The sequence below is a fragment of the Stenotrophomonas sp. 80084_Sma genome, assembly GCF_056481995.1.
Genome location: NZ_CM151177.1, coordinates 3,662,318 through 3,674,258, shown reverse-complemented (window position 1 = coordinate 3,674,258; position 11,941 = coordinate 3,662,318). Strand labels below are relative to the sequence as shown.

Genomic DNA, 11,941 nt, shown 5'->3' with positions numbered 1-11,941 from the left:
ATCCTATGTTCGTGGTCAAGCCTGCTGGAAGCAGGCTTGACCCACCTTCAGCATGGCCGGATCGAAGTCCCGGCCGCTTTTGAAGACACCCCAGGCGATCCTGGCCAGCTTTCTGGCCAGGATGTTGAAGACGGCGGTGCTGGGGTGACCGCGTTTTGACAGCTCGTCGTAGAGCGGTTGCCCCCGACGACACCGCTTGAGCCCCATGGCGGCCATGTAGAGCATCTGGCGCAGCACTGGCGCGCCCTGTTTGGACAGCCTACGCCGTCCCGTTCTGCCGCCAGACTCGTTAGGCCGGGGATCCAGGCCGGTGCAGGCGATCCACGCGTTGGCGTTGGCCAACGGCCAGCGCGTCATGTAGTAGATCAGGTGAGCGGCGACGGCAGGGCCGACACCAGGGATGGTCAACAGGCGCTTGTAGAGCGTGCCATGCTCTCCATCGCGACCCAAGCGCTGCAGTTCGCTTTCCAGCTCGGACAGCGTCCCAGCCAGAGCGCAGAACAGATCTGACAGCTCCCCGGGGGCACTTTTGCTTACCCCGAAGGATTGCTCCAGGCGCGCGCGTGTCTTTACCAGCGTCTGCCGCTTGCGCAGCAAATCGTGCATCTGCTGCTGCTCGTCGGTACGCGGTACGTATTCACGCAGGCGATCGTTCTCCTTCTTCACGTACCGGGCGATCGCTTCGGCGTCCATGGCGTCCGTCTTGCCACGCGAGCCCGTCGCCCGGCCGTAGTGCTTGATCAGACGTGGATTGATCACATAGACAACGTGGCCTGCCTGGCCAGCCATCCGAGCCAACAACTCGTAGTACCGCCCCGTCGCCTCCATGCCAATCCGGCATCGCTGGGGCAAGGTGTTGAGCCACTGGGCTATGCCGGCCCGGGTGTTGGCGATCCTGTCGCCGGCCTTGCGGTCGGCCACTGCCGGTACGAACTCCTTGGAGTCCACGTCCACGCCAATATCGAGAGAATCAGACATTTGTACGGCTCCCAGCTATCTTTAAGGGGCTGGGGTGGTACCGCACCGACGTTAGCTTGCCTACATCGACGATCCCCTTTGGGGGCCGTACGATCCTTTATCGACGTTCGTGTGCGGGATGGGGATCGCTCGACTCGTCTGTCGGCTAGTATCCGCAGATGCATGCTTGACGGTCCCTCCACCCTGGCTCCTACATACCTCGTAGGAGCCGGGAGGAACATACAAGCTTGCTCGACTGCGGGTCGGCGAGGTGGGCCGGGCGGGTGAGCTGCGCAGGGGGCGCTGCAAGCACGTCCGTGTAAGCTCGGTCGCCGCATCCATGCGGCTCACGCCCCTGCGCAGCCCACCCGCCCGGCCCCTGGCAGTTTCCGTGTGCGTCCAGCCACGGAAAAGAAAAAATCAGATCAAGAGCGGGTCGCGCGCTGCGCGCACTCGCCGTCATTCTTCTTTCCTGTTCCACCCACCGCTTCTGGAATCCCAGTCGAGCAAGCTCGACGCTACACCGCCCGTGCATCCGTCACCGGGAAACTGTCGAGGGTGGGACGGGAGGGGCAGGCAGGACCGTTGGCGCCATGGATGGCGCCATCGAGCCCCCATGGATGGGTTTGCGGCGTGTCCTGCCTGCCCCTCCCGCCCCACCCTGCACGCAGAAACCCAGAGCCGTGAACAACACCGTTGCCGTTGCTGGTGCTCTGGCTCTGGCTTGAAACGGGTGCCCGGCAGCGCCCGGCCGGGTATCCTTTCCCTCTGATGTCCGACCTTGTCCATGCCAGCCGCGAAGCCCTCAGCGACGGCGGCGCGCTCGCCTCGCACCTGGATGCATTCGTCCCGCGTCCGGCACAGCTGCACCTGACCGAAGCCATCGCCGATGCGCTGCAGCAGCGTGATCTGCTGCTGGCCGAGGCCGGTACCGGCACCGGCAAGACGTTTGCCTATCTGGTGCCGGTGCTGCTGTCCGGGTTGCGCACCATCATCTCCACAGGCACCCGCGCGCTGCAGGACCAGCTCTACCACCGCGATCTGCCACGGGTGCGTCAAGCACTCGGGGTCGGCCTGCGCAGTGCGCTGCTGAAAGGGCGTGCGAACTACCTGTGCCGCTATCGCCTGCAGCAGGCGCGCGGCGAGCCGCGTTTTTCCAGCCCTGAACAGGCGGCGCAGTTCCAGCGCATCCTGGCCTGGTCCGGTCGCTCGGAGTTCGGTGACATCGCCGAGCTCGACGGGCTGGCCGACGACTCCCCATTGCTGCCGATGGTCACCTCCACCGTCGACAACTGCCTGGGCACCGATTGCCCGTTCTGGGATGACTGCTTCGTGGTGCGTGCGCGGCAGCGTGCACAGGCTGCCGATGTGGTGGTGGTCAACCATCACCTGCTGCTGGCCGATCTGGCCCTGAAGCAGGATGGCTTCGGTGAACTGCTGCCGGGCGCCCAGGCCTTCGTCATCGACGAGGCGCACCAGTTGCCCGAACTGGCCGCGCAGTTCTTCGGCGAGGGTTTTGGCATGCGCCCGTGGCAGGAGCTCGGGCGCGATTGCCTGGCTGAAGCACGCGGTGTCGGCGGCGCGCAGTCGGCGCTGCAGGAACCGGTCGACCAGTTGCAGCAGGCGCTGCTGGCGCTGCGTTCGGCGATGGAGGGACTGCCGCCGCGTGGCACGCAATGGCGCGCGCTGGCGATGCCACAGGTGCGCGACGGATTCGATACGGTGATGGCAGGGTTGGTGACCCTGGAGCAGGCATTGCAGCCGCTGCGCGAAGCGGCGGCGGGTCTGGATGCCTGTCATGCGCGGGCGCGCGAGGCGGTCTCGCGGCTCAGCCGCTGGCTGGGCGATGACGAACCCACTCTCGATTTCGACACCGATCCGTCGGAAGCGAGCAGTGCGGCCGATGTGCTCTGGTACGAGCTTACGCCGCGTGGTTTCCGTTGCCAGCGCACGCCGATGGATGTGTCCGGTCCGCTGCGTGAGCATCGCGAGCGCAGCCGTGCCGCGTGGATCTTCACTTCGGCAACGCTGACCGTGGGCGGTGGTTTCGATCACATCGCCACCCGCCTGGGCCTGGACGATCCGCACACGCTGGTGCAGCCAAGCCCGTTCAATTGGCCCGAGCAGGCGCTGTGCTACCTGCCCGAAGGCCTGCCCGATCCGGCGGCGCGCGGGTTTGGCACCGCGCTGATCCAGACCTTGCGGCCGGTGTTGCAGGCCTCGCAGGGCAGGGCCTTCCTGTTGTTCGCCTCGCACCGTGCATTGCGTGAGGCCGCCGAGGCATTGCGCGACGGGCCGTGGCCGTTGTTCGTGCAGGGTGAGGCGCCGCGTGCGACGCTGCTGCAGCGCTTCCGTGAATCGGGCAATGGCGTGCTGCTGGGCTCGGCCAGTTTCCGCGAGGGCGTGGATGTGGTCGGCGAAGCGCTGAGCGTGGTGATGATCGACAAGCTGCCGTTCGCGGCGCCGGATGACCCGGTGTACGAGGCGCGGCTGGAGGCGATCCGCAGCCAGGGCGGCAATCCGTTCCGCGACGAGCAATTGCCGCAGGCGGTGATCGCGCTGAAGCAGGGCGTCGGCCGCCTGATCCGCAGCGAGAGCGACCGTGGCGTGCTGGTACTGTGTGACCCGCGCCTGCTCAACCGTGGCTATGGCCGGGTCTTCCTCGATTCGCTGCCGCCGTTCCGGCGTACTCGCAGCCTGGCCGATGTGCAGGCCTTCTTTACGCCACAATGGGCGCCTGCGGCCGATGATGCGGCTGCCCCAGTCGCTGTTGCGACCGGCCCCGAGCCGGCGCCCGGTGCCACGTTCCCCTTGTTCTGACCCGATCCGATGAAACTGCTCGCCTTTGAAACCGCCACCGAAGCCTGTTCCGTTGCCCTGCATGTCGATGGGCAGGTGCTGGAACGCTTCGAGATCGCCCCGCGCCGGCACGCCGAACTGAGCCTGCCGTGGGCGGAGGCGCTGCTGGCCGACGCCGGCATCAGCCGCCGCCAGCTGGACGGCATCGCGCTCAGTCGCGGCCCCGGTGCGTTCACTGGCGTGCGCCTAGCGATTGCCATCGCCCAGGGCATCGCACTGGCACTGGACCGTCCGCTGCTGCCGGTCTCGACGCTGCAGGTGCTGGCGCTGCGGGCACCGGCCGAGGAAACGCAGATCCTGTCGGCGATCGATGCGCGGATGGGCGAACTCTACGTTGCCCGCTTCGAGCGCGTGGACGGCCTGCCGGTGGCGCGTGATGCCGAGCGCGTATGCGCACCCGCTGCGGTATCGCTGCCGGAAGGGCTGTCCGCCTACGGTGTGGGTACCGGTTTCGGCGCAGCCGAGGGCACACTGGTGGCGCAACTTGGGGCTGGCCTGCGTGGATTCGATGCCGCCGCATTGCCGCGCGCGTCGGACGTACTGGCACTGGCGGTGCCGGCCTTCGCCCGCGGCGAAGCCATCGCACCGGAGAAGGTCGAGCCGGCGTACCTGCGCGACAACGTGGCACTGACCCTGGTCGAGCAACAGGCCGCGCGCGAGGCGAAGGCGAAGGCCAACGGCTGAGCCCCTCGTGGCGGGGGTGGTTGATCGCGTAAATCAAAAGCCGCGCTTGGCCGGGCGGGGTGGGTTCGCGGGGGACGCCGTGAACCCGTCCCTGGGGGCTTAGCCGCGCCATCCATGGCGCGGATACCCCCGCGAACCCACCCCGCCCGACCTCTGACAGTTTCCGTGTGCGTCCGCCACGGAAAATCAAAAGAAAATCAAAGTCAAAAGCGGATCGCTTCGCTCGCATCCACGCATAGCGTGGATGTGTGTCGACCAAGGTCGACACCTACCAACAGCGGAGCGGGACGCGATGCGCCGGGATCTGTCAGAGGTGGGGCGGGGTGGCTGGGCAGGACCGTTGGCGCCATGGATGGCGCCATCGAGCCCCCAAGGATGAAGTGACCCCCGGGAGTTGGACACCAGATCCAACCCCGAGGGATACATGAACAAATACGACGCGCGTTTCAAACTGCAGGTCGCCAAAGAGGCCTGTAAGACCTCCACATCGGTCAAAGCCATTGCCCGTCGCCACGGCCTGGAGTTCTCCACGGTCAGGCGCTGGGTGGCGACCTATCGGCTGCATGGTAGGCGGGGATTTCATCGCCAGGCCCGGTCCTATGACCTCCCGTTCAAACTGGCTGTCCTGGAGAAGATGAGCCAGGACGGCTTGTCCGGGCGGGAGGCCACCACCTACTTTCAAATTGGCGATGCCGGCGCGGTGGGGCGATGGCGGCGCCTGTATGCTCAAGGCGGTGCCCAAGCGTTGGCACCCCCTCCGCCGCCGCCCCGAAAGCCGATGAAAAAGACCCGTTCGTCCAAGCCACCTGAGGATATGAGCCGCGATGAGCTGCTCAAGGAAGTCGCCTATCTGCGTGCGGAGACCGACTACCTAAAAAAACTCGATGCCTTGATCCGGGAAGAGCAGGCGGCGCAGGACGCAAAGCGCAAGCCGTCCAAGGATTGAGGCAGGTTCATACGCTGTCGCTTCTGCTCGAAGCAGCTGAGCTGTCACGCAGTACGTTCTATTACCAGAACCATGTCCTGGCCCATCCGGATCAGGATGAGGCAGCCCTGTGCGAGCGCATCCGTGCAATCTACGATCAAAGCCAAGGGCGCTATGGCTATCGCACGGTGACGCTGGAATTAGCCAATCAGGGTCATCGGACCAATCACAAGCGGGTTCAGCGCCTGATGGGGGAGATGGGACTGAAATCGCGGGTGCGTGTGAAGCGCTACCAGGCCTTCAAGGGGGCGGCCAATGTTGTGGTTGGCAATGACCTCAATCGCCAGTTCCATGCCGAGCGGCCCAACCAGAAGTGGGTGACTGACGTGACCGAGTTCAAGGTGCAGGGCATGAAGCTGTACCTGTCGCCGATCATGGACCTCTACAACGGCGAAATCGTGGCTTATCAGATCAAGCGTCGGCCCGTATTTGATCTGGTGGGTCAAATGCTGGAGGAGGCCATCAAGAAGCTTTCCCCGGATGAGCGCCCGATGATCCACTCCGACCAGGGCTGGCAGTACCAGCATGAAAACTACCGGCATATGCTGGAAAAGCACTCGTTGAAGCAAAGCATGTCCCGGCGCGGCAACTGCCTGGACAATGCGGCGATGGAGAGCTTCTTTGGAACGCTGAAGTCGGAGTTCTTCTACCTGAACAGCTTTGACAGCCTCGAGAGTCTGGAGGCTGGGCTGGTGGAATACATCCAGTACTACAACGAAGAGCGCATCAAACTGAAACTGAAAGGTCTGAGCCCGATAAAGTACCGGGAGCAGGCCCAATCGGCCGCCTGACCCCGTCCAAGTCTCGGGGGTCACTTCAGGATGGGTTTACGGCGTGTCCTGGCCAGCCACCCCGCCACACCAAATCCACAGTCCAACCGCCGCCTTTGACGTTGACGTTGACGTTCAGCGGGTCCCGGGCCGCAGGCCCGGGCAACAAACCCTACCGATCGTCGTGCAGGGTGCCGCCCGGCAGGAACACCCACGTGCGGGTGACCTGCAGGATATCGATCTCATCCTCGGTCTTCGGCAACGGCGGGAACGGCTGCGCCAGCTTCACCACCCGCAGCGCCGCCTCATCCAGCAACGGCGTCCCGCTCGAACGCAGGATCCGGCTGCTTTCCACGCTGCCATCGCGGCGCACACCCACGCTGATCACCACCTGGCCACCCAGGCGGCGCTGCCGGGCCTCGTCCGGGTAGTTCAGGTTGCCGACGCGCTCGGCGCGATCGACCCAGGCACGCAGGTAGTTGGCATAGGCATATTCGCGCGTGCTGGCCGACACGAACTTGCGGTTCGGGCGCTTGGCGTACTGCGCCGAGCGCAGATGGACTTCAGCGGCCAGGCGGGCCATTTCCACATCGCGCTGCTCGCGCGCGCTCAGCGGCGCGTCCGGTTCGGGCTGATCCGGCGTGGGCCGGGACTGCGCCTGCGCGACCACCTCTTCGCCATTGCGGCTGCTGACCACCCGCGCCTGCGGCGGCGGAACCGGTGCGGCCGATTGCTGCTGCTGCGGAATCGGGCTGATTCCGGACTGGGCCTGCGGCACGATGCCGGCCTGGTTGTCACGCGGACGCTGTGCGCGGTCGTGTTCGCCACCGCCTTCCTGGTTGGCTGCGGCCAGGAAATCAGCCTGCTTCGGCGTCAGTGCGGTGCGGGTCTGGCTGAAGATCACTTCCAGCGTCGGCACCAGCGGTGCATCGCCCTTCACGGCGAAGCCCACGCCCAGGATCAGCAGGGCGTGGACCAGCACCGACAACGCGATGGTCGCCCCCAGCCGTTGCGCTTCGCGCGGCGGCGGGGGCAGTACGGCAGGTGCGGACGGCATCAGCGCAGGCCGGCCTCGAGTGCGTCGAACAGGGTGCCGGCGATGTTCAGGCCGTACTGTGCGTCCAGTTCGCGCACGCAGGTCGGGCTGGTGACGTTGACCTCGGTCAGGTAATTACCGATCACGTCCAGGCCGACGAAGCGCATGCCGCGACGCTTCATCTCCGGCCCGACCTGGGCGGCGATCCAGCGGTCGCGCTCGCTCAGCGGGCGGCCTTCGCCGCGGCCACCGGCGGCGAGGTTGCCGCGGAATTCATCACCCTGCGGGATGCGCGCCAGGCAGTAGTCGACGGGTTCGCCATCGACCAGCAGGATGCGCTTGTCGCCAGCGGTGATGTCGGGAATGAACTTCTGTGCCAGCGCCATTCTGTGGCCGCCGTCGGTCAGGGTTTCCAGGATCACATTCAGGTTCGGATCGCCCTGGCCGCTGCGGAAGATCGAGCGGCCGCCCATGCCATCCAGCGGCTTCAGAACCGCCTGGCCGTGTTCCAAGGCAAAGGCCTTCAGCGCCTTGGCATCGCGGCTGACCAGGGTCGGCGGGCAGCACTGCGGGAACAGCAGGGCGGCCAGCTTCTCGTTGTAGTCGCGCAGGCCCTGCGGGTTGTTGACCACGCAGGCACCGGCAGCGGCGGCCACGTCCAGCACCTGGGTGTCGTAGATGTACTCGGCGTCGACCGGAGGGTCCTTGCGCATCAGCACGATCTGGCCGGGACCGAACTCGGTACGGCTGAACGCACCCAGCTCATACCAGCCGGTCGGGTCGTCGCGCACCTGCAGCGGTGCGGTCTGGGCCACCGCCACGCCACCTTCCAGGGCCAACCCGCCCGGGCGCACGTAGTGCAGGGCATGGCCGCGGCGCTGGGCTTCCAGCAACATGGCGAAGGTGGTGTCCTTGGCGATCTTGATGTGGGCGATGGGGTCCATCACCACGATGACGTTCAACGGCATGGGCGCACCTGTCTGGCAAGGCGTTGATGGTAGCGGCAACGCCGGTCGCGCGCCTCCCCGCCTTACTGCAACGCAGCGTCCGCCCGGCGGTCGCGCACGCATTGCGAAACCCGTCACGTTCAGGAGGGTGCCATGCCCCGCGCCATGGGGCGGCCTTGAAGCGGGCGCGGAAAGTGCGATATAGATACGCTTTCGTAGCGGCCCCCGCCAGAGATCGGGCCGTGCGCTTGGGGATAGGCAATGACTGAAAACACGACTGCGGGCGGGGAACTCGCAGGACTCCGGGTGATGGTCATCGATGATTCGAAGACCATCCGCAGGACTGCGGAAACGCTGCTCAAACGCGAAGGCTGCGAGGTGGTCACCGCCACCGACGGCTTCGAAGCGCTTGCCAAGATCGCAGACCAGCAACCGCAGATCATCTTCGTCGACATCATGATGCCGCGCCTGGACGGCTACCAGACCTGTGCGCTGATCAAGGGCAACCAGCTGTTCAAGGCGACCCCGGTCATCATGCTGTCGTCCAAGGATGGCCTGTTCGACAAGGCGCGGGGACGCATCGTCGGCTCGGAGCAGTACCTGACGAAGCCTTTCACGCGTGAAGAACTGCTGGGTGCCATCCGCACATACGTCAACGCCTGACCAGGGGGGAAAGGCACAATGGCTCGTATCGTTCTGATCGAGGATTCACCGACCGACCGCGCGGTGTTCACCCAGTGGCTGCGCCGTGCCGGCCATGAGGTGCTGGAAGCGGACAACGCCGAGGATGGACTGCAGCTGGTCCGCGACCAGGTGCCGCAGCTGGTGCTGATGGACGTGGTCCTGCCCGGCATGAGCGGCTTCCAGGCCACCCGCGCGATGGCCCGTGACGCGGCGATCAAGCACATCCCGGTGATCATCGTCAGCACCAAGGCGATGGAAACCGACAAGGCATGGGGCCTGCGCCAGGGCGCAGCCGATTACATCGTCAAGCCGCCGCGCGAGGATGAACTGATCGCGCGGATCAACGAACTGGTGGCCTGATGCGCTCGCCCTTCGACATCCTCGAAGCCTATGAACGGCGCAGCCTGGCCCATGCGGTGCAGCTGCCCGAACGGCAGTTCGCCCAGGACCTCTGGCGTGGCGTGGGCTACCGCGTCGGCCAGCGCCGGCTGGTATCCGATTTCCGCGAAGTGGTGGAAATCGTGCCGATGCCGCCGGTCACCCCGGTGCCGTGCGCGCAGCCGTGGCTGCTGGGCGTAGGCAACCTGCGCGGCAACCTGTTCCCGGTGGTCGACCTGAAGTACTTCCTGGAAGGCACGCGCACCGTGCAGCAGGAAGGCCAGCGCGTGCTGATCATGCGCCAGTCGGGTGGCGACGTCGCGCTGACCATCGATGAACTGTTCGGCCAGCGCAGCTTCGAACTGGACCAGCAGATCGCGGCCGGCACGCTGGCCGAAGGACGTTACGGCCACTTCGTCGATCGCGCCTTCCACGCCGACGGCCACGACTGGGGCGTGTTCTCGCTCTCGCTGCTGTCGCGTACCCCTGAATTCCGGCAAGCCGCGGCCTGAGGCCGGGCATCGCCCCCTGCATTGAAGATCGAGGTTGAACGATGAGTACTGCTTCGGACGCCACCAAGACCGGCAAGCTGCGGCTGGGCGGCAGCAACCTCTGGTTGTTCCTGCTGCTGGCATCGATGATCCTGTTCGGCGTCAACACCGGCGTCGCCACCTGGCAGGGCAGTCGCCTGGCCGATGCCGGCTCCAAGGCGGCCGACCTGCAGGTGCTGTCACAGCAGCTGGCCAACCAGGGCCGTGATGCGGTGGGCGGCAACGCGCAGGCGTTCACCGCCTTCAAGGCCACCCGCAACGCGATCGAACAGAACGTGTCGACCCTGCAGGGCCGCTACGGCAAGGAACCGGGCGTGTCCGGTGCGATCGCCACCCTGGCCGAGACCTGGGCGCCGCTGGGCAAGCAGGCCGGGCAGCTGGTCGCCAGCGAGCCCGCCGTGCTGGCGCTGGCCGGCAATGCCAACAACTTCACCGGCGCGGTGCCGGGCCTGCAGGCCCAGCTGAACGAGCTGGTGCGCGCGATGTCCGCCTCGGGCGCGCCGTCGTCGCAGGTGTACAGCGCACTGCAGCAGGTCGTGGTGGCCGGTTCGATGGCCCGCCGCGTGACCGAAATGCGTGCCGGTGGCAGCGCCGCTGCCACCTCGGGCGATGCACTGGCACGCGACATCACCGTGTTCTCGCAGGTGCTCGACGGCCTGCGCAACGGCAACGAGGAACTGGGCATCACCGCCGTGCGCGGTGCCGCCGCCGTGGCCGCGCTGGAGCAGTCGCAGCAGAAGTGGGAAGCAATGAAGCAGGACGCCGATGCGATCCTGGCCAGCTCGCGCCAGCTGTTCGCCGCCCAGTCCGCCGCCACCGCGCTGGGCCAGGGCTCGGCGCACATGCTGGACGACAGCCGCAAGCTGTTCGAGGCGTTCTCCTCGTTCGGTTCGGTGTCCGATACCCGCCTGTTCCCGAACTTCTGGATCGGCGTGGTGTCCGGTGCGCTGTCGCTGATCGCGATCATTGGCTTCGTCTCCACCAACGTGCGCAGCCGCTCGCGCGAGCAGGAACTGCGCTACCAGACCCAGGTGGAATTCAACAGCCGCAACCAGCAGGCGATCATGCGGTTGCTGGACGAAATCTCCTCGCTGGGTGAGGGCGACCTGACCGTGAAGGCCTCGGTGACCGAGGACATGACCGGCGCCATCGCCGACGCGATCAACTACGCGGTGGACGAGCTGCGCCACCTGGTGACCACCATCAACGACACCTCGGCCAAGGTCGCGCTGTCCACCCAGGAAACCCAGGCCACCGCCATGCAGCTGGCAGAGGCGGCGGGCCATCAGGCCAACCAGATCACCTCGGCCTCGGACCGCATCGGTGAAATCGCGGCGAGCATCGAACAGGTGTCGCGCAACTCGGCCGAGTCGGCCGACGTGGCACAGCGCTCGGTGGTGATCGCTGCCGAAGGTGCCGGCGTGGTGCGCGAGACCATCCAGGGCATGGACCAGATCCGTGACCAGATCCAGGAAACCTCCAAGCGCATCAAGCGCCTGGGCGAGTCGTCGCAGGAAATCGGCTCGATCGTGGAACTGATCAACGACATTTCCGAGCAGACCAACATCCTGGCATTGAACGCGGCGGTGCAGGCGGCTTCGGCCGGTGAAGCGGGCCGCGGTTTCGCGGTCGTGGCCGACGAAGTGCAGCGCCTGGCAGAACGCACTTCGGGCGCAACCCGACGCATCGAGAACCTGGTCCAGGCCATTCAGGCCGATACCAACGAAGCGGTCACCTCGATGGAACAGACCACCGCCGAAGTGGTGTCCGGTGCACGCCTGGCCGAGGACGCCGGCACCGCACTGACCGAAATCGAGCGCGTGTCCAATGCACTGAACACCCTCATCAAGAACATCTCCATCGCCGCCCAGCAGCAGTCGGCTGCGGCCTCGGACATCACCCGCACCATGGGCGTGATCCGGCAGATCACCGGCCAGACCTCGCAGGGTGCCGGGCAGACCGCCGAATCGATCGGTCACCTCGCGCAGCTGGCGGCCGACCTGCGTCGTTCGGTCGCCGACTTCAAGCTGCCGGCGTGACGCGGGCAGGGCGGCGAGCAAGGAACCAGTCGATGAAGCATTTCCATTCCC

10 protein-coding genes are annotated in these 11,941 nt (G+C 66.1%); 7 read left to right on the top strand and 3 right to left on the bottom strand.

What is annotated here, in order from left to right:
* Positions 1-15: 15 nt before the first annotated feature.
* Positions 16-954, bottom strand: coding sequence for an IS110 family transposase (locus ACZK3W_RS17015; RefSeq protein ID WP_440565794.1), 939 nt, complete (start codon positions 952-954; stop codon positions 16-18).
* Positions 955-1,728: 774 nt separating this feature from the next.
* Here ACZK3W_RS17015 and ACZK3W_RS17010 point away from each other — a divergent pair.
* The 3 genes from ACZK3W_RS17010 to ACZK3W_RS17000 all read left to right on the top strand — a co-directional run bounded on the left by ACZK3W_RS17010 (position 1,729) and on the right by ACZK3W_RS17000 (position 6,276).
* Positions 1,729-3,777 (top strand): DNA repair helicase YoaA, encoded by a 2,049-nt coding sequence (locus ACZK3W_RS17010; protein ID WP_149909239.1) that lies wholly within the window; start codon positions 1,729-1,731, stop codon positions 3,775-3,777.
* Between the two features lie 9 nt (positions 3,778-3,786).
* Complete coding sequence (gene tsaB / locus ACZK3W_RS17005; RefSeq protein WP_180837847.1) at positions 3,787-4,500, top strand: tRNA (adenosine(37)-N6)-threonylcarbamoyltransferase complex dimerization subunit type 1 TsaB; 714 nt, start codon at positions 3,787-3,789, stop codon at positions 4,498-4,500.
* A 424-nt stretch (positions 4,501-4,924) separates the two neighbouring features.
* Positions 4,925-6,276 (top strand): IS3-like element ISStma2 family transposase gene (locus ACZK3W_RS17000; protein WP_132810585.1). Its coding sequence is split into 2 segments (ribosomal slippage): positions 4,925-5,372 and positions 5,372-6,276, totalling 1,353 coding nucleotides; the frame shifts between segments, so codons are not numbered across the junction.
* Between the two features lie 151 nt (positions 6,277-6,427).
* On the opposite strand, the gene ACZK3W_RS16995 is transcribed toward ACZK3W_RS17000, so the two are convergent.
* Together ACZK3W_RS16995 and gshB are read right to left on the bottom strand one after the other, a co-directional pair.
* Entirely contained in the window at positions 6,428-7,312 is an 885-nt protein-coding gene (locus tag ACZK3W_RS16995; protein ID WP_049422140.1) for an energy transducer TonB family protein, read from the bottom strand.
* Positions 7,312-8,259, bottom strand: coding sequence for a glutathione synthase (gshB, locus tag ACZK3W_RS16990; RefSeq protein ID WP_197617325.1), 948 nt, complete (start codon positions 8,257-8,259; stop codon positions 7,312-7,314). The genes ACZK3W_RS16995 and gshB overlap by 1 nt, the downstream gene beginning before the upstream one ends.
* Before the next feature lie 240 nt (positions 8,260-8,499).
* On the opposite strand from gshB, the gene pilG reads away from it, so the two are divergent.
* From pilG to ACZK3W_RS16970, 4 genes are read left to right on the top strand one after another with little or no spacing between them, the layout of a single operon-like run.
* Positions 8,500-8,901 (top strand): twitching motility response regulator PilG, encoded by a 402-nt coding sequence (gene pilG, locus ACZK3W_RS16985; RefSeq protein ID WP_005418455.1) that lies wholly within the window; start codon positions 8,500-8,502, stop codon positions 8,899-8,901.
* Positions 8,902-8,919: 18 nt separating this feature from the next.
* On the top strand, positions 8,920-9,282 hold the full coding sequence (locus ACZK3W_RS16980) for a response regulator (protein ID WP_005410717.1): 363 nt from the start codon (positions 8,920-8,922) through the stop codon (positions 9,280-9,282).
* Positions 9,282-9,812 carry a chemotaxis protein CheW gene (locus tag ACZK3W_RS16975; protein WP_049400398.1) on the top strand — a complete coding sequence of 177 codons (531 nt, stop codon included), beginning with the start codon at positions 9,282-9,284 and terminating at the stop codon, positions 9,810-9,812. The genes ACZK3W_RS16980 and ACZK3W_RS16975 overlap by 1 nt, the downstream gene beginning before the upstream one ends.
* 41 nt (positions 9,813-9,853) lie before the next feature.
* Positions 9,854-11,890 (top strand): methyl-accepting chemotaxis protein, encoded by a 2,037-nt coding sequence (locus ACZK3W_RS16970; RefSeq protein ID WP_032130100.1) that lies wholly within the window; start codon positions 9,854-9,856, stop codon positions 11,888-11,890.
* Positions 11,891-11,941: the final 51 nt, after the last annotated feature.